Source organism: Streptomyces sp. NPDC037083 (assembly GCF_055606485.1).
This window is the reverse complement of record NZ_JBVJSQ010000002.1, coordinates 846533-863806: the sequence shown is the minus strand read 5'-3', so window position 1 is coordinate 863806 and position 17274 is coordinate 846533. Positions and strand designations below refer to the sequence as shown.

Genomic DNA, 17274 nt, shown 5'->3' with positions numbered 1-17274 from the left:
GTCCGCCTCGATCAGAACCCTGCGACGGGATTCTTCAGGGTGCCGATCAGCTGCAGGGCGCCCGACGGGTCCGCCAGGTCCACCATCTGCCGGTTGTTGCGCAGCTGGAGGCGGTTGAGGCAGGACAGGGCGAACTCGGGGGCGAACATGTCGTACTGGCGGAACCGGTCGGCCAGTTCGGGGTTCGCCTCCTGGTAGGCGCGGGTGACCTCGGCGACCGTGCGCCAGAAGTCGTCCTCCGCCAGGATCCCCTCGGTGGCGAGGCCGGCCGCGAGGAACCGGAAGAAGCAGTCGAAGACGTCCGTGAAGATGGACAGGAGCTTCGTGTCCTCGGGCACCTCGACGCGGATGCGGCGGACCTCGGGCGGCAGCACCGCGTCCGGATCCATGACGGCGATCTCCTCGGCGATGTCCTTGTAGATCGCCCGCTGCACGACCCCGTCGCGCAGCACGAGGATCGTGTTCTCGCCGTGCGGCATGAACACCAGGTCGTAGGCGTAGAAGCTGTGCAGCAGGGGCGTGTAGTACGCCTGGAGGTAGGCGCGCAGCCACTCCGTCGGGGCCAGGCCGGAGCGCTCGATCAGCGCGCCGGCCACCGACCGTCCCTCGTGGTCCACATGGACCAGCGAGGCCATCGTCGCGAGCGACTCGCCGTCCCGGAGCGTCGGCACCGGGCTCTCCCGCCACAGCGCCGCCAGCATCTTGCGGTACGGCGAGTAGCGGTCCGTCGCGGCCTCGTACTCCAGGTGCCGGTAGCCGACGGCGGCCCGCTCGCGGATGATCGACAGGCCCGTCGACTTCAGCACCGGGTCGTTGTCGACGAGCTGGGCCAGCCAGTCGTTGATCGCCGGGGTCGCCTCCATGTAGGCGGCCGACAGTCCGCGCATGAAGCCCATGTTGAGGACGGACAGGGCCGTCTTCACGTAGTGCTTCTCGGGGTGGGACCGGTTGAAGAAGGTGCGGATGGACTGCTGCGCCAGGTACTCGTCGTCGCCCTCGCCCAGGCACACCAGGTTCCCGCGGGCGATCTCGGCCGCGAAGGTGACGGCGAGCTTGTTCCACCACTGCCAGGGGTGGACGGGAATGAGGAGGTAGTCGGCCGGGTCCAGGTTCCGCTCGCGCAGAACCGCGTCGAACCGTTCGACGGTCGCCGAGCCCAGCTCGTCGCGCACGAACGACTCGTACTCGATGCCGGCGCCCGCCGTGAACGCGGCCCGCGAGCGGTGCGCGGCCAGCCACACCAGCCGGACGGGGCTCGCCGTCTCCGGCGCGTAGGACAGGTACTCGTGGATGCCGAAGCCGAGCCGCCCGTTGTTGGCGACGAAGCAGGGGTGGCCCTCGGTCATCCCGGTCTCGATGGCCTGGAACCCGCTGCGGACCAGCTCCGCCGACGTGATCTGCGGTTTGGCGAGCTTGTAGCAGGTGCCGGAGAGGGTGGAGGAGATCTCCTCCAGATAGACCGGCAGGATCTCGTCGCTCAGGCCCAGCGTCGACTTCAGCTCGATGAAGAAGTCCAGTGCGTCGACGGGCAGTTCGGCGTCGTCGCGGGTGCGGGTGATGGAGTCGGCGTCCACCTGCCAGTGGTCGAGGGCGCGGCGGACGGCGGTGAAGCGGTAGTACGTCAGCCCGTCGTCGCTGCGGACGACGTACCGGCCGTCCTTCTCCTCGGGCGTGACGAGCCGCTCGTGGGCGAACTCCGCGAGGGCCTTGCGCACCAGCAGGCGGTTGGCCTGCGCCCAGCGCTCGGGGGAGAGGTGGGCCACGGCGTCGGCGAGGCTCATGCCGTCACCCCCGTCGCGGCGACGAACTGCTCGCGGGTGCAGAAGCTCAGCAGGGCCTGCTTCTCCGGCTTGCGGATCTCCCGCTCGGGCACGAAGCCGACGGCCTCGTTGAGCGCGTGCACGGCCTTGTTGGAGACGTCCGGCTCGACGACGACGCGCTCGACCGCCGGGTCCGCGAAGAGGTGTGCCATGACGGCCGTGATCACCGCGCGGGTGAAGCCGTGCACCGGCCGGTCCGTCGGGGCGACCAGGAAGTGCATCCCGACGTCGCCGGGGCGCGGCTCGTACAGACCGACCAGCTCGCGGTGGGCGGGGTCGTAGTACTCCATCAGGAAGGCGGGCTCGCCGTCGTGCAGTCCGAGGAGCGCGTGGTGGTGCTCGTCGGCGGCGATGTCCAGGTAGGCCCGCTCGACGTCCACCGGTTTCGCGTCCTGCATCATCCAGTAGGCGGCCTTGGGGTGCGTCACCCAGCCGTGCAGCAGCTCGGCGTCCCGCAGGGGGTCGAGGGGGCGCAGGGTGAGTCGGCCGACGGCGGCCGAGGGGGTTGTCATATGCCGAACTCCTGGAACGCGATGGTCTTCTCGACCGGGTAGTACTCGCTGCCGAGCAGCTCGCGGATGATGTAGCTGTTGCGGTACGGGCCCATGCCGAGGTCCGGGGAGGTGACGCTGTGCGTGTGCACGCCGGCGTTCTGCAGGAACACGCCCCGGCCGGTGGTGTCGATGGCGTAGTTGCGGCCGACGTCGAAGTTGCCGTGGGAGTCGTAGCGCAGTCTGTGCCTGACCGGCGCGAGGAACTCCGGCTCGGCGTAGTGGTAGCCGGTGGCCAGGACCAGGCCCTGCGAGTTCAGCTCGAAGTCCTTGCCCTGCTCCTCCTGGCGGAAGGAGAGGGTGTAGGCGCCGTCCGCGTGACGCGCCCCGGTGAGGGCCGAGTTGGTCAGCAGGCGGGTGGGGACGGGCCCGCCGAGGTTCTTCTGGTAGAGCAGGTCGAAGATCTCGTTGACGAGGTCGCCGTCGATGCCCTTGAACAGGCCCTTCTGCTCGGACGCGAGGCGGTAGCGGGTCTGCTCCGGCAGCGCCCGGAAGTAGTCGACGTACTCCGGGGAGGTCATCTCCAGCGTGAGCTTGGTGTACTCCAGCGGGAAGAAGCGCGGGGAGCGGGTGACCCAGTTCAGCTGGTAGCCGTGGACGTCGATCTCGGCGAGCAGGTCGAGGTAGATCTCGGCGGCCGACTGCCCGGAGCCGACCAGCGTGATCGAGTCCTTCTTCCGCAGCTCCGCCCTGTGCTGCAGATAGCGGGAGTTGTGCAGGAAGTCGCCGCCGAGTCCGGCGCAGGCCGGCGGGACGTAGGCAGTGGTGCCGGTGCCGAGGACGAGGTGCCGGGCGCGGTACACGTCCCCGTCGGTGGTCCGCACGGCGTAGAGCGCGTCGGCCTCGTCGTACGTGACCTCGGCGACCGTCGTCGAGAAGCGCACGCTGCTCAGCTTGTTCGCGGCCCAGCGGCAGTAGTCGTCGTACTCGACGCGCAGCGGGTAGAAGTTCTCGCGGATGTAGAACGAGTACAGCCGGCCCTTCTCCTTCAGGTAGTTGAGGAAGGAGTACGGGGACGTCGGGTCGGCGAGCGTGACCAGGTCCGACATGAACGGGGTCTGGAGGTGGGCGCCGTCGAGGAACATCCCCGCGTGCCACTCGAAGTCGGGCTTCGACTCCAGGAAGACGCCGTCGAGTTCCGCGATGGGCTCGGTCAGACAGGCCAGTCCGAGGTTGAAGGGGCCGAGCCCGATCCCCACGAAGTCACGGATGGTGTGCGGGGATTCAGCAAGCGCGGTCAAGGGATTCTCCCAGGTACTGCTCGGCGTGGCCGGCGATCAGGTCGAGGACGGCGGCGATGTCGTCGGCCGTGGTCTCGGGGTTGAGCAGGGTGAACTTCAGGTAGTGCCGGGCGCCGACCTTGGTGCCGGCGACCACCGCGTCGCCGGAGGCGAACAGGGCCTTGCGGGCGTAGAGGTTGGCGCGGTCGATCTCGGCGGGGTCGGTGACGGCGGCGGGGATGCAGCGGAAGACGAGGGTGGAGAGCGACGGCTGGACGACGACGTCGAAGCGCGGGTCCGCGGCCAGCAGCCGCCAGCCCTCGACGGCCAGGTCGCAGACCTCGTCGAAGAGCTGTCCGATGCCGTCGGCGCCCATCGTGCGCAGGGTCATCCACAGCTTGAGCGCGTCGAACCGGCGGGTGGTCTGCAGGGACTTGTCCACCTGGTTGGGGATGCGTTCCTGCACCATGCGGCGCGGGTTGAGGTACTCGGCGTGGTAGGTGACGTGGCGGAGCGTGGCGGCGTCGCGGACCAGCACGGCGGACGAACTCACGGGCTGGAAGAAGGACTTGTGGTAGTCGACGGTGACGGAGTCGGCGCGCTCGATGCCGTCGATCCGGTCCCGGTACTTCACGGAGGCGAGGAGCCCGCAGCCGTAGGCGGCGTCGACGTGCATCCAGGCGCCGAACTGCTCGCACAGTTCGGCGATCTCGGGCAGCGGGTCGATGGAGCCGAAGTCGGTGGTGCCGGCGGTGGCGACGACGGCCATGGGGACGAGGCCGTCCTTCCTGCAGCGCTCCAGCTCACGGGCGAGCGCGACGGTCTGCATGCGCTGGTCGTGGTCCACGGGGATGGAGACCACGGCGTCCGGGCCCAGGCCCAGCAGTTTCGCCGACTTCTTCACGCTGAAGTGACTGACGTCGGAGGCGAAGACGCGCAGTTTCGCCAGGGAGTCGGACTTCGCCTCCTCGCGGGCCAGCAGCAGGGCCTGCAGGTTGGACTGGCTGCCGCCGGAGGTGAACACCCCGTCGGCGGCGGGACCGAGGCCGATGCGGGCGGACGTCCAGTCGATCAGTTTGCGCTCGATGAGGGTGCCGCCCGCCGACTGGTCCCAGGTGTCGAGGGAGGAGTTGACGGCGGACAGGACCGCCTCGCCCAGCACGGCGGGGATGACGACCGGGCAGTTGAGGTGGGCGAGATAGCGCGGGTGGTGGAAGTAGACCGCGTCGCGGAGGTAGACCTCCTCCAGCTCGTCCAGCACGGCGGCGGTGTCGCCCAGGGGCTGGTCGAGGTCGATCCCGTCGATGCGGGGCGCGAGGTCGTCGACCGTGACACCGGTGAACGGCCGGTCGGTGGCGGCGAGTTTGGCGGCCACCCGCTCGACTCCTTCGGTCACGGAGCGGCGGTACTGCTCAGCGGTCGTGTCATTGAGCAGGTGCGAGCGCATGGTGGGGGTCCTCCGGGGGTGGGGACGGGGTCCTGGGCGGGACGGACTCGGGGACGGAGCCTGAGGTCAACTTAGGTTAGCCTAACCTAAGTTGAAAGGGGAAGATCCTGGGTCCGCCGTGACGGTGATCACGTCCGCGATCACCTCTGCAACCCGCGCCGACCTGCGGCGGAGGCGCGCTGTGGCGACGGCCGGCCGACGGTGGGGCGACGGCCCGCTGACGGTGGGAGGACGGCCCGCTGACGGTGGGAGGACGGCCGGCTGACGGTGGGGCGACGGTCGGCTACTCCGCCTCGCGGAGCTGCTCCTCGCTCATGCCCCGGCGCCAGTACCCGACGAAGGTGACCCGGCGCCGGTCGACGCCCCGCTCCTGCACGAAGTGCCGGCGCAGCGCCTTCACGGACCCCGACTCGCCCGCGATCCAGACGTAGGGGCGTTCGGCGGCCGGCAGGCGGGCCGCGCGGACGGCGTCGACGGAACCCTCCCCGACGACCCATGTCACCTCGGCGTCCGCCGCGGTCGGCAACTCCTGGACCCCACCGGGGTCGTGGGCCTCCAGCCAGACCCGGACCCGCTGTCCGGCCGGCAGGGACTCCAGGATCGACGCGATGGCCGGCAGCGCGGTCTCGTCGCCCCACAGCAGCACCAGGTCGGTGTCGTGCGGCGGCCGGAACCGGATCGCCCGGTTGTCGGCCACCGCGGGCCCGAGCAGCACCACCCGGTCCCCGGCGGCCGCGCGCGAGGCCCAGGCGGAGGCGGGCCCGGCGGGGGTGTGCAGCACGAAGTCGACGTCGATCTCGGCGGTGCGTCCGAGCGCGTCGCCGCGCAGGGCCCGCAGCGTGTACGAACGCATCACCGCCCGCACGCCGTCCGGCAGTTCACGCCACCCCTGCCACCAGCCGTCCCCGAGCTCGAAGGGGACCTGCGGCTCGGTCTGCCCCGGATGCGGCAGGAACAGCGACAGCGACTGGTCGCGCCCGTCGGAGAAGAAGTGCTGCAGGTCCTCCCCGGCGAAGGTGACCCGGACCAGGGACGACGACAGCCGCCGAGTCCGTGCCACCTGGAGGGAGAAGAACCGGAAGGGCGCGGCGACGGCGGTGGTCATGGGGGGCTCCTGCGAACGTGGGGGTGAGGGGAGCGTCTTCAGGGGCGCGGGTGGCTGCGCGACCGGCCGCAGTCGGCCCGCAGCCCACCCGCGACGGCAGGCCGCTCTTGCTCAGGCGACCTTCTTCGCCTTCTCGAGAGCCTCGGCGAGGTTCTCCAGCAGCGGCACGCACTTGTCGTAGGACAGGATCGGCTCGGGTGAGCGCGCGATGACCTGACCGGCCTTCACCGCCGGCAGCTTCTTCCAGGTCGCCTCGGTGATGTCGGCGGGCTGGATGGTCGAGGAACGGTCGTCCATCATGATGATGTCGGCCGGGTACTTGTCGACGTTCTCCCAGCTCAGCGACTCGTACCAGCCGCCGCCCTGGGCCTTCGCGCTCTCCGGCGGCTCGACGAAGTTCACGCCGAGAGCCTTGAAGTACTCCAGGTCGATGGAGAGGTTGGTGCCGGAGACGTAGAACAGTTCGGCGCTCGCGGAACCGGCCATCACCTTGATGTCGGGCTTGGCCTTGGCGGCGGCGCGCAGCCGGGCGGCCGCGTCCTCGAACTTCTTCTTGGCGTCGGTGACCGCGGCCGCCGTCATGTCGGCGCCGAGCGACTCGGCCAGTTCCCACATGCGCTGCAGCGGAGCGGTCAGCTGACGGTCGTAGACGGAGATGCCGACGCTCGGGGCGAGCTTGGCGATCTTGTCCTTGGAGGCCTCGGGGACGTACCAGAGGGTCCCGGCGCTGTCGAACATCGTGGAGATGAGGACGTCGGGCGCGAGGGCTGCGTACTTCTCGACGTTGAACTCGTCCCAGACGTTGCCGAGGACGGTCACCTTGGAGACGTCCATGTCGCCGGCTTGGACGTCGGCCTTGCCCGCGGCGGTTCTGGTCGGACCGAACACGCCCTTGACCTGGATTCCGTAGTCGTGGAGGGCCGCGCCGACGCCGGTGAAGGCGACGATGTTCGCGGGGATCCGGTCGAGCTTCACCGTGGTGCCGCGGTCGTCCTTGAACGTCCAGGGGCCCGACTTGGCCGACGCGCCCGCCGACGACCGGGAGTCGCTCGTGCTCGCGTCCTCGTCCCCGCAGGCGGCGAGCACGGCACCGAGGCCGAGGGCGCCACCGGCGGCGAGGATGCCACGGCGGGTGGGACGGGCGGCTCTGGCGTTGGACATGAGTCTGGCTACTTTCGAACGGGGCGGGATCACCCGGGGACGGTTCGAATGTAGGTTAGCCTAACCTCAGGTCCTGTCCAGAGGGCAGCCCCGGGGGCGGGAGCGCCCGGAGCGAGTCGCGTCTGCTTTCTGTGTCCTGCCTGTGGATCAAAGGCGGACGGGTCTTCAGGAGGCTTCTTGGGTCTCGGGGTTGACGTCCGCCCGAGGAAGTGAAGAACGTCCGGGCGGCCTCGAGGGGGACATCGGCGGCCGCCCTGCCGGCCGGTGCGGTCCCCGAGGGACCGCACCCCTGCCGCTGTCGGGACGGCTTTCGGTCAACGCCCGAACCGGCGCCCGAACCGGCGCCCGAACCGGCGCCCGAACCGGCGCCCGAACCGGCGCCCGAACCGGCGCCCGGTCCGGGCGGCCGCAGCCGCCGCCCGCGGGCTGCGACGCCCTGGCTCAGCCGGTGAGCCCCAACTCCCGGGCGATCAGCATCCGCTGCACCTCGCTCGTGCCCTCGCCGATCTCCAGGATCTTGGAGTCGCGCCACATCCGGGCCACCGGGTACTCGTTCATGAACCCGTACCCCCCGTGCACCTGGGTGGCGTCCCGCGCGTTGTCCACGGCGATCGTCGACGAGTACAGCTTCGCCAGGGCCGCCTCCTTCTTGAACGGCTCGCCCGCCACCAGCCGCGAGGCCGCGTCCCGCCAGGCGAGACGGGACGTGTGGGCCTTCATCTCCATGTCGGCGATCTTGAACTGGACGGCCTGGTTGGCGCCGATCGGACGGCCGAACGCGTGCCGTTCCTTGGCGTACTTCACCGACTCGTCCACACAGCCCTGCGCGAGCCCGGTCGCCAGCGCGGCGATGGCGATGCGGCCCTCGTCGAGGATCCGCAGGAACTGGGCGTACCCGCGGCCCTCCTCGCCCAGCAGGTTCGCCGCGGGGACCCGCACGTCGGAGAAGGACAGTTCACGGGTGTCGGAGGCGTTCCAGCCGACCTTCGAGTACGGCGCCGCGACCGTGAAGCCCGGGGTGCCGGACGGGACGATGATCGCGGAGATCAGCGGCCGGCCGTCCGGCTTGCGGCCCGTCACCGCCGTCACCGTGACCAGGCCGGTGATGTCCGTGCCCGAGTTGGTGATGAAGCACTTGGTGCCGTTGATCACCCACTCGTCCGTGTCGGGGTCGAGACGGGCCGTCGTGCGCGTCGCGCCCGCGTCGGAGCCGCCGTCCGGCTCGGTCAGTCCGAAGGCGCCGAGGATCTCGCCCGAGCACAGCCTCGGCAGCCACTGGCGCTTCTGCTCCTCGGTGCCGAAGAGATGGATCGGCATGGCGCCCAGCGAGACGCCCGCCTCCAGGGTGATCGCCACGGACGAGTCGACGCGCGCGAGTTCCTCCAGCGCGATGCCCAGGGCGAGGTAGTCGCCGCCCATGCCGCCGTGCTCCTCGGGGAACGGCAGCCCGAACAGGCCCATGCGGCCCATCTCGCGGACGATCTCGTAAGGGAACTCGTGCCGCTCGTAGAAGTCGCCGATCTTGGGAGCGACCACGTCGTGCGCGAACTCCTCCACGGTGCGGCGGAGTTCTTCCAGCTCAGGGGAGAGGCGGTGGTCCATGTCGGGTCACTGGTCCTTGTGGGAGAGGGCTCGGACGGTGCGGGACGGGCTGGGTCGGCCCAGGTGGCCGGCCATCCACTCGCTCGTGGCGACGAGACGGCCGAGGTCGACCCCGGTGTCGATGCCGAGGCCCTGCAGCATCCACACGAGGTCTTCGGTGGCGAGGTTTCCGGTGGCGGACTTGGCGTACGGACAACCGCCGAGACCGCCCGCCGAGGCGTCGACGGTGGTGACGCCGTGCTGGAGCGCGGCCACGGTGTTGGCGAGCGCCTGGCCGTAGGTGTCGTGGAAGTGCACGCCCAGCACGTCGGTGGCGACGCCCTCCTCGTTCAGCGCGCGCAGCAGCGCCCCGACGTGTCCCGGGGTGGCCACGCCGATCGTGTCGCCCAGGCTCAGCTCGTGGCAGCCGAGGTCGAGCAGGGCGCGGCAGACCCGGACGACCTGGTCGACCGGGACGGCGCCCTCCCAGGGGTCGCCGAAGCACATCGAGAGGTAGCCGCGCACATGGACGTCCTGCGCCCTGGCCCGGGCCACCACCGGCTCGAACATGGCCAGCGCCTCGTCCACCGTGCGGTTGAGGTTGGCCTTGGCGAAGGACTCGGTGGCGCTGGCGAAGACGGCGACGCGCCGGGCTCCCAGCGCCAGCGCCCGGTCCAGTCCGCGTTCGTTCGGCACGAGCACCGGCAGTGCCGCGTCCAGATCGCTGACCAGCGGGAACAGCTGCTCCGCGTCGGCGAGTTGGGGCACCCACCGGGGATGGACGAAGCTGGTGGCCTCGATGGTGCTGAGGCCCGCGCCGGCGAGGCGGCGCACGAACTCCGCCTTGACGTCCGTCGGCACGGTCGCCTTCTCGTTCTGCAGGCCGTCACGGGCGCCGACCTCGTGGATGCGCACCCGGGCGGGCAGGCCCGGGGCCGGTACGACCATGGGGAGCGTCACCGGTCCTCCTTCTCCGGGGCGGTCGGGGCGATGACGGCCAGCACCTGGTCCATGGCGACCGTCGTGCCCGGCGTCACGTCCAGTTCGGCGACCGTGCCGGCGTGCGGGGCGGAGATGACGTGCTCCATCTTCATCGCCTCCACGACCAGCAGGCTCTGACCGGCGGCCACCTCGTCGCCCACGGCGACCTTGACGACCGTGACCGTGCCGGGCATGGGCGCGGTGAGGGAGTCGGCGCCCGCGTGCGCCCCCCGGGTGAGCGAGGCGGCCACCGGGTCGTGGTCGCGCACCTGCCAGGCGTCGCCGTCGCGGCCCAGCCAGGTGCCGTCCGGCAGGGCGGCGAAGGTGTGCGTGACGCCGTCGAGCCGGCACGCGACGCGGGAGTCGCCGGGCCGCGGGGGCAGGATCCCGGAGCTCCGCCGGGGGGTCTCCTCCCCGTCGAGGAGCACCTCCCACCCGCCGTCGGCCGTGCCGCGCACGCGGACGGTCACCGGGTCGTGGCCCGGCACCTGCAAGTGGTGCGCGGTCCAGGCGGGCTCGCCGCCCAGCCGCCAGCCGTCCGCTGCCGAGAAGGGGTCCACCCAGCCCGCCGTGGGCTCGGGGGCGAGCGCGGCCTGACGCAGCAGCGCCGCCGCCGCGTAGACGTCCCCCGGGACGTCGGCCGTGACCAGCGTCTCGACCTCCCGCTCCACCAGCCCGGTGTCCAACTCGCCCGCCACGACCGCCGGATGGGCCAGCAGCCGCCGCAGGAACCCGGCGTTGGTCTGCACCCCCAGGGTGACGGTGTCCGCCAGGGCCGCCCGCAGCTTCCTGAGGGCGCTCGCCCGGTCCGGGCCGTAGGCGATGACCTTGGACAGCATCGGGTCGTAGAGGCTGCCGACCTCGGCGCCCTCGCCGAGCCCGGAGTCGGTGCGCACCCCGTCGCCCTGCGGCTCGTGCAGCCTCAGCACCGTGCCGCCGGACGGCAGGAAGCCGCGCGCGGGGTCCTCGGCGCAGACCCGCGCCTCGACGGCGTGCCCGGTCAGCCGGACGTCGTCCTGGCCGAAGGACAGCGGCTCGCCGGCCGCCGCCCGCAGCTGCCACTCCACCAGGTCCAGGCCGGTGACCAGTTCGGTGACCGGATGCTCCACCTGGAGACGGGTGTTCATCTCCATGAAGTAGTACGAGGACGGGTCGCCGCCCGGGACGATGAACTCCACCGTGCCCGCTCCCCGGTACCCGCAGGAGCGCGCCGCCTGCACGGCCGCCTCGCCCATCGACGCGCGCGTGGCCTCGTCGAGCAGGACGCTGGGCGCCTCCTCGACGATCTTCTGGTGCCGGCGCTGCAGGGAGCACTCGCGCTCGCCGAGGTGGACCACGTTGCCGTGGCCGTCGGCCAGGACCTGGATCTCGATGTGCCGGGGCCGGTCGATCCACCGCTCGACGAGCAGCGTGTCGTCGCCGAAGGAGGCGCGGGCCTCGCGGCGCGCGGCGGCGATCTCCTCGGCCAGCAGGGACGCGTCCCGCACCAGCCGCATGCCCTTGCCGCCGCCGCCCGCGCTCGGCTTCAGCAGCACGGGCACACCGATCTCGTGGGCGGCGGCGACGAGCTGTTCGTCCGTCAGGCCGCTGCCGCTCGACCCCGGCACCACCGGGACCCCGGCCTCCCGCACCGTCGCCTTGGCCCGGATCTTGTCGCCCATCAGGGCGATGGCGTCGGCGGGCGGCCCGATGAAGACCAGGCCGGCGTCGGCGCAGGCGCGCGCGAAGCCGGCGTTCTCGGCCAGGAAGCCGTACCCCGGGTGGACGGCCTGCGCGCCCGTCCACGCGGCCGCCTCCAGCAGCCGCTCGACCGACAGATAGCTCTCGGCGGCGGACGGTGGACCGATCCGCACGGCCGTGTCCGCCTCCCGGACGTGCCGGGCGTCGGCGTCGGCGTCGGAGAAGACCGCCACCGAGCGCACGCCCATGGCGCGCAGCGTGCGGATGACCCGGACGGCGATCTCGCCCCGGTTGGCCACGAGCACTGTGTCAAACATGAAGTCCCCTCCTCACATCCGGAAGACGCCGAACCGGGGTTCGCCCAGTGGCGCGTTGGCACAGGCCGTCAGGGCCAGACCCAGCACCTGCCGGGTCTCCTGCGGCTCGATGACCCCGTCGTCCCAGAGCCGCGCCGTCGCGTAGTAGGCGTTGCCCTGCCGCTCGTACTGCGCGCGGATCGGGTCCTTGAACGCCTCTTCCTCCTGCGCGGGCCACTCCTGGCCGCCGGCCTCCAACTGGTCGCGCTTGACGGTCGCGAGGACGGAGGCGGCCTGCTCGCCGCCCATGACGGAGATCTTCGCGTTGGGCCACATCCACAGGAAGCGGGGCGAGTACGCCCGGCCGCACATGGAGTAGTTCCCGGCGCCGTACGACCCGCCGACGACGACCGTCAGCTTCGGCACGCGCGTGCACGCCACCGCCGTCACCATCTTGGCGCCGTGCTTGGCGATGCCCCCGGCCTCGTAGTCCTTGCCGACCATGAACCCGGAGATGTTCTGCAGGAACACCAGCGGGATCCCGCGCTGGTCGCACAGCTCGATGAAGTGGGCGCCCTTCTGGGCGGACTCGGAGAACAGGATGCCGTTGTTGGCGACGACGCCGACCGGGTGACCGTGGATCCGGGCGAAGCCGGTGACGAGGGTCTGCCCGAACTCGGACTTGAACTCCGCGAAGCGGGAGCCGTCGACCACGCGTGCGATGACCTCGCGCACGTCATAAGGGGTGCGGGAGTCGACCGGCACGGCGCCGGTCAGCCCGTAGGGGTCGACCTTGGGCTCGACGGAGGGCCGCACCTGCCAGGGCAGGGGCCCGCGCGCGGGCAGCGTGGCGACGATGTTCCGCACGATCCGCAGCGCGTGCGCGTCGTCCTGCGCGAGGTGGTCGGTGACGCCGGAGACCCGGGAGTGCACCTCGCCGCCGCCCAGCTCCTCCGCGGTGACGACCTCGCCGGTGGCGGCCTTCACCAGTGGGGGGCCGCCCAGGAAGATCGTGCCCTGGCCGCGCACGATGACGGCTTCGTCGCTCATGGCGGGCACGTACGCCCCGCCGGCCGTGCACGACCCGAGCACGGCCGCGATCTGCGGGATGCCGGCCCCGGACATCCGGGCCTGGTTGTAGAAGATCCGCCCGAAGTGCTCGCGGTCCGGGAACACCTCGTCCTGCATGGGCAGGAAGGCGCCGCCGGAGTCGACCAGATACAGACAGGGCAGACGGTTCTCCAGCGCCACCTCCTGGGCCCGCAGGTGCTTCTTCACCGTCATCGGGTAGTAGGTGCCGCCCTTGACGGTGGCGTCGTTGGCGACGATCACGCACTCGCGCCCGCTGACCCGCCCGATCCCCGCGATGACCCCGGCGGCCGGGGCCTGTCCGTCGTACATGCCGTCGGCGGCGAGGGGGGCGAGCTCCAGGAAGGGCGAGCCCGGGTCCAGCAGCGCGTCGACCCGGTCCCGGGGCAGGAGCTTGCCGCGTGCGGTGTGCCGTGCCCGCGCCTTCTCACCGCCGCCCAGCCGGGCCGCGGCCAGCTTGCCGCGCAGCTCCTCGGCGAGCGCGCGGTGCGCCTCCTCGTTGGCCCGCCAGGCCTCCGACGCGGGATCCGCCGCGCTCGTCAGCTCCGGTGCCTGTTCCATCCTCGAGGTCCCCTCACCCAGTGATCGACTGTTAATGAGCGTTAACCATTTCCTTCAGGTTAACGACCGCTAACCTCCCTGTCTAGAATTGTTCGCATGGCCACGAGAACCGACGCCCCCACCCGGCGCGAGCAGATCCTCAGGGAGGCCGCGCGGCTGTTCGCCGAGCGAGGGTTCCACGGCGTCGGGGTCGACGAGATAGGCGCCGCGGTCGGCATCAGCGGTCCGGGGCTGTACCGGCACTTCCCCGGCAAGGACGCGATGCTCGCCGAGCTGTTGGTCGGCATCAGCGGGCGGCTGCTGACAGGTGCGAAGCGGCGCCTCCAGGAGGCCGACGGCGTGTCCCCCGGGGCGGTGCTCGACTCGCTCCTCGAGGGGCACATCGACTTCGCCCTCGACGACCGCCCCCTGATCACCCTGCACGACCGTGAGCTGGACCGCCTCCGCGACAGCGACCGCAAGCTGGTGCGCCAGCTGCAGCGGCAGTACGTCGAACTGTGGGTGGAGGTCCTGCGCGCGGTGTATCCGGGGCTCGCCGAGCCCGCGGCCCGTTCTGCGGTGCACTCGGTCTTCGGTCTGCTGAACTCGACCCCGCACCTCGGCCGACCGGGTTCCCTGCCCGGCCGCGCGACCACCGCCGAGCTGCTGCACCGCATGGCCCGCGGCGCGTTCGCGGCGGCGGCCGCCAGGGAGTGACGAGCGTTACGGCCGACGCTCTGGACGCCTCTCCCTACCGGCCGGTACGGTTGCCCTGAGCAAGCGCTTAGCCAAGGGGAACCTCAACCACGCATTGAGCAACCCCCACGGCGAGCACCACATCCGCGAGAGCGGCGCCGGCTTAGGCGCAGAGAGGGGCCGGCGGTGCGCCGTACGGTGTTCAACGAGGACCACGAGGCGTTCCGGGAGACTCTCCGGGCCTTCATCGAGGCCGAGGTCGTCCCCGTCTACGACGAGTGGTTCGCCGCGGGCCAGGCGCCGCGCGACTTCTACTACAAGCTCGCCGAGCTGGGCGTCTTCGGTATCCGCGTCGACGAGGAGTACGGCGGCGCCGGCATCGACTCCTACAAGTTCGAGGCCGTCCTGTACGAGGAGACCGCCCGCGCCGGCGTGACCTTCGGCGGTTCCGGCGTGCACGTGCTGCTCGGTCTGCCCTACATAAAGATGCTCGCCAACGACGAGCAGAAGAAGCGCTTCCTGCCGAAGTTCGTCTCCGGCGAGGAGATGTGGGCGATCGCGATGACCGAGCCGGGCACCGGCTCCGACCTCGCGGGCATGAAGACCACCGCCAAGCTCTCCGAGGACGGCACGCACTACGTCCTCAACGGCTCCAAGACCTTCATCACCGGCGGCGTCCACGCCGACCGCATGATCGTCTGCGCCCGCACCGCGGCGCCCACCGCCGAGGACCGCCGCCACGGCATCTCCCTGTTCGTGGTGGACACCAAGGCCGAGGGCTACTCGGTCGGCCGCAAGCTGGACAAGCTCGGCCTGAAGACCTCCGACACCGCCGAGCTGGCGTTCGTCGACGTGAAGGTGCCCGTCGAGGACCTCCTCGGCGAGGAGAACAAGGGCTTCTACTACCTGGGCCACAACCTGGCCTCCGAGCGCTGGGGCATCGCCTACGGCGCGTACGCGCAGGCCAAGGCCGCCGTCCGGTTCGCCAAGCAGTACGTGCAGGAGCGCACGGTCTTCGGTAAGCCGGTCGCGCACTTCCAGAACACCAAGTTCGAGCTGGCCGCCTGCCAGGCCGAGGTGGACGCGGCCGAGGCCGTCGCCGACCGCGCCACGGAGGCCCTGGACGCGGGCGAGCTGACCCCCGCCGAGGCCGCCAGCGCCAAGCTGTTCTGCACCGAGGTCGCCCACCGCGTGATCGACCGCTGCCTCCAGCTGCACGGCGGCTACGGCTTCATGAACGAGTACCCGATCGCCCGCCTGTACGCGGACAACCGCGTCAACCGCATCTACGGCGGAACCAGCGAGATCATGAAGACGATCATCGCCAAGGACATGGGTCTGTAAGGTCCCGGCAATCACCGCCCGGTACAACCAGACGCCATGAGCCAGGCACTACAGGATCTCCTCGATCTGCTCGACCTGGAGCAGATCGAGGAGAACATCTTCCGCGGCCAGTCCCGGTCCGCCGTCGTCCCGCGCGTGTTCGGCGGGCAGGTGGCGGCCCAGGCGCTGGTCGCCGCCGGTCGTACGGTCCCCGAGGACCGGCACGCCCACTCCCTGCACGCGTACTTCCTGCGCATGGGCGACCCGGGCGCGCCCATCGTCTACAACGTCGAGCGCATCCGCGACGGCCGCTCCTTCACCACGCGTCGCGCGGTCGCCGTCCAGCACGGGCGGCCGATCTTCGCGCTGTCGGCGTCCTTCCAGACGTACGAGGAGGGCCTGGACCACCAGACGCCCATGCCGCCCTCGCCGGACCCGGCCACGCTGCCCACGTCCGAGGAGCGGCTGCGCGGCTACGGCCACCTCGATCCCGCGGTCGTCGAGCGGTTCCTGGAGGCCCGGCAGGCGATCGACCTGCGTTACGTCGACGAGCCGCCGTACGGGAGGTTCGGCGAGCCCCGCGAGCCGCACTCCCAGGTCTGGTTCCGCACCAACGGAAAGCTCGGCGGCGCCGTCGACGAACCGCTGCTGCACGTCGTCCTCGCCACGTACGTCTCCGACATGACGCTCCTGGACTCGGTCCTGCTCGCGCACGGCCGCGGCGGCTGGGCGGTCGGCGACGTCGTGGGGGCGTCCCTGGACCACGCCATGTGGTTCCACCGTCCGTTCCGCGCCGACGAGTGGCTGCTGTACGACCAGGAGTCGCCGTCCGCACACGGAGGCCGCGGCCTCGGCCAGGCCCGCATCTACACGCAGGACGGCCGGCTCGCGGTGTCGGTGATCCAGGAGGGCGTGGTCCGCGTCCCCCGGGAGGACTAGGCCAGGCCCGCCTCCGCGAGGAGGTAGGCGACCATCGGGTCGTAGTGGCGCGGGCTGACGACATGGTCGTCCAGGGGGACGGCCACCTGGACGACGCCCTCCGCCTCGCCGATGAAGAGCGCCGGGTCGTTGCAGTCGGCGTAGCCGACGGAGTCGACGCCGTGCCGGCCGGCGTAGCCCGCCCAGCCGTGGTCGGCGACGACCAGGTCCGGCAGCGGGCGCCCCTCCCGCTCCAGCGCCGTGAGGATGGCCTTCATCGGCTCGCCCGAGTGGGTGTGCCACAGCGTGGCCCCGTGCTCCAGCACCGCCACGTCGGCGAGCTGCCAGACGTACCCCTCGTCGGTCTGCAGCCCCTCCGGGATGACGACGATCTCGCAGCCCGCGTCGCGCAGCGCGGCGGCCGTGGCGCGGTGCACGTCCAGCAGGCCGCCCGGGTGGCCGGTGGCGAAGAGGACCCGCTGCCGTCCGTCGGCCGCCTTGCGCAGCCGGGCCGCCATCCGGTCCAGGCCGTCGACCGTCAGCTGCGGGTCGATGGTGTCCTGGCCGTAGCGGTACTCGGGGTCGTCGTTCACGCCGACCCGCTCCGCCATCACCGCGAGCACGTCCTGCTCGTCGTTCCAGCGGTCGCCGAGTTCCAGGCCGAGCCAGAAGTTGCGGACGCCGTTGGCGAGTTGACGGTAGTGGGAGAGGTTGTTCTCGCGGGGAGTGGCGACGTCCCCGGCGATACGGGTCCTGACGAGATGGTCGACGAGTTCGGCGCGGCTGGGCGTCCCGGGTATCGGCATGGTCTCCATTGTGAGGCAGCGGGCTGTGCGCGTCCTCGCAGTTCCGGCCGCTGGGACACG

The 17274-nt window shown here is 71.2% G+C and carries 14 protein-coding genes; 3 read left to right on the top strand and 11 right to left on the bottom strand.

Features of this window, described 5'->3' with window-relative positions; translation table 11 throughout:
- Positions 1–11: 11 nt before the first annotated feature.
- The 10 genes from ACZ7DE_RS08525 to ACZ7DE_RS08480 form a co-directional block, all read right to left on the bottom strand.
- On the bottom strand, positions 12–1781 hold the full coding sequence (locus ACZ7DE_RS08525; protein WP_470758957.1) for an IucA/IucC family protein: 1770 nt from the start codon (positions 1779–1781) through the stop codon (positions 12–14).
- A complete protein-coding gene (locus ACZ7DE_RS08520; protein ID WP_470758956.1) occupies positions 1778–2332 on the bottom strand; it encodes a GNAT family N-acetyltransferase in 555 nt (184 codons plus the stop codon). The genes ACZ7DE_RS08525 and ACZ7DE_RS08520 overlap by 4 nt, the downstream gene beginning before the upstream one ends.
- Positions 2329–3612: a lysine N(6)-hydroxylase/L-ornithine N(5)-oxygenase family protein gene (locus ACZ7DE_RS08515; RefSeq protein WP_470758955.1), complete on the bottom strand. Its 1284-nt coding sequence runs from the start codon at positions 3610–3612 to the stop codon at positions 2329–2331. Before ACZ7DE_RS08515 ends, ACZ7DE_RS08520 begins: the two co-directional genes overlap by 4 nt.
- Complete coding sequence (gene desA / locus ACZ7DE_RS08510) at positions 3596–5038, bottom strand: lysine decarboxylase DesA (protein WP_470758954.1); 1443 nt, start codon at positions 5036–5038, stop codon at positions 3596–3598. Before desA ends, ACZ7DE_RS08515 begins: the two co-directional genes overlap by 17 nt.
- A gap of 283 nt (positions 5039–5321) precedes the next feature.
- The gene (locus ACZ7DE_RS08505; RefSeq protein ID WP_470758953.1) at positions 5322–6143 is read right to left on the bottom strand and encodes a siderophore-interacting protein; all 822 of its coding nucleotides are present in this window, start codon (positions 6141–6143) and stop codon (positions 5322–5324) included.
- A 111-nt stretch (positions 6144–6254) separates the two neighbouring features.
- Complete coding sequence (locus ACZ7DE_RS08500) at positions 6255–7304, bottom strand: ABC transporter substrate-binding protein (RefSeq protein WP_470758952.1); 1050 nt, start codon at positions 7302–7304, stop codon at positions 6255–6257.
- A gap of 441 nt (positions 7305–7745) precedes the next feature.
- The gene (locus ACZ7DE_RS08495) at positions 7746–8906 is read right to left on the bottom strand and encodes an acyl-CoA dehydrogenase family protein (RefSeq protein ID WP_470758951.1); all 1161 of its coding nucleotides are present in this window, start codon (positions 8904–8906) and stop codon (positions 7746–7748) included.
- 6 nt (positions 8907–8912) lie between these two features.
- Entirely contained in the window at positions 8913–9833 is a 921-nt protein-coding gene (locus ACZ7DE_RS08490) for a hydroxymethylglutaryl-CoA lyase (RefSeq protein ID WP_470759000.1), read from the bottom strand.
- Positions 9834–9841: 8 nt separating this feature from the next.
- A complete protein-coding gene (locus tag ACZ7DE_RS08485; protein ID WP_470758950.1) occupies positions 9842–11863 on the bottom strand; it encodes an acetyl/propionyl/methylcrotonyl-CoA carboxylase subunit alpha in 2022 nt (673 codons plus the stop codon).
- Between the two features lie 12 nt (positions 11864–11875).
- Positions 11876–13492, bottom strand: coding sequence for a carboxyl transferase domain-containing protein (locus ACZ7DE_RS08480; protein ID WP_470758949.1), 1617 nt, complete (start codon positions 13490–13492; stop codon positions 11876–11878).
- Between the two features lie 96 nt (positions 13493–13588).
- On the opposite strand from ACZ7DE_RS08480, the gene ACZ7DE_RS08475 reads away from it, so the two are divergent.
- The 3 genes from ACZ7DE_RS08475 (at position 13589) to ACZ7DE_RS08465 (ending at position 16429) form a co-directional block, all read left to right on the top strand.
- Positions 13589–14188 (top strand): SACE_7040 family transcriptional regulator, encoded by a 600-nt coding sequence (locus tag ACZ7DE_RS08475; protein ID WP_470758948.1) that lies wholly within the window; start codon positions 13589–13591, stop codon positions 14186–14188.
- Between the two features lie 165 nt (positions 14189–14353).
- On the top strand, positions 14354–15511 hold the full coding sequence (locus ACZ7DE_RS08470) for an acyl-CoA dehydrogenase family protein (RefSeq protein ID WP_470758947.1): 1158 nt from the start codon (positions 14354–14356) through the stop codon (positions 15509–15511).
- A gap of 36 nt (positions 15512–15547) precedes the next feature.
- A complete protein-coding gene (locus tag ACZ7DE_RS08465; protein WP_470758946.1) occupies positions 15548–16429 on the top strand; it encodes an acyl-CoA thioesterase in 882 nt (293 codons plus the stop codon).
- On the opposite strand, the gene ACZ7DE_RS08460 is transcribed toward ACZ7DE_RS08465, so the two are convergent.
- On the bottom strand, positions 16426–17214 hold the full coding sequence (locus tag ACZ7DE_RS08460) for a phosphatase (protein ID WP_470758945.1): 789 nt from the start codon (positions 17212–17214) through the stop codon (positions 16426–16428). The genes ACZ7DE_RS08465 and ACZ7DE_RS08460 overlap by 4 nt on opposite strands.
- Positions 17215–17274 lie beyond the last annotated feature (60 nt).

Coding starts and splice junctions, on each gene's coding strand:
- ACZ7DE_RS08525 (WP_470758957.1), bottom strand. CDS start 1,781: ATGAGCCTCGCCGACGCCGTGGCCCACCTCTCCCCCGAGCGCTGGGCG.
- ACZ7DE_RS08520 (WP_470758956.1), bottom strand. CDS start 2,332: ATGACAACCCCCTCGGCCGCCGTCGGCCGACTCACCCTGCGCCCCCTC.
- desA (WP_470758954.1), bottom strand. CDS start 5,038: ATGCGCTCGCACCTGCTCAATGACACGACCGCTGAGCAGTACCGCCGC.
- ACZ7DE_RS08505 (WP_470758953.1), bottom strand. CDS start 6,143: ATGACCACCGCCGTCGCCGCGCCCTTCCGGTTCTTCTCCCTCCAGGTG.
- ACZ7DE_RS08500 (WP_470758952.1), bottom strand. CDS start 7,304: ATGTCCAACGCCAGAGCCGCCCGTCCCACCCGCCGTGGCATCCTCGCC.
- ACZ7DE_RS08495 (WP_470758951.1), bottom strand. CDS start 8,906: ATGGACCACCGCCTCTCCCCTGAGCTGGAAGAACTCCGCCGCACCGTG.
- ACZ7DE_RS08490 (WP_470759000.1), bottom strand. CDS start 9,833: ATGGTCGTACCGGCCCCGGGCCTGCCCGCCCGGGTGCGCATCCACGAG.
- ACZ7DE_RS08485 (WP_470758950.1), bottom strand. CDS start 11,863: ATGTTTGACACAGTGCTCGTGGCCAACCGGGGCGAGATCGCCGTCCGG.
- ACZ7DE_RS08480 (WP_470758949.1), bottom strand. CDS start 13,492: ATGGAACAGGCACCGGAGCTGACGAGCGCGGCGGATCCCGCGTCGGAG.
- ACZ7DE_RS08475 (WP_470758948.1), top strand. CDS start 13,589: ATGGCCACGAGAACCGACGCCCCCACCCGGCGCGAGCAGATCCTCAGG.
- ACZ7DE_RS08465 (WP_470758946.1), top strand. CDS start 15,548: ATGAGCCAGGCACTACAGGATCTCCTCGATCTGCTCGACCTGGAGCAG.
- ACZ7DE_RS08460 (WP_470758945.1), bottom strand. CDS start 17,214: ATGCCGATACCCGGGACGCCCAGCCGCGCCGAACTCGTCGACCATCTC.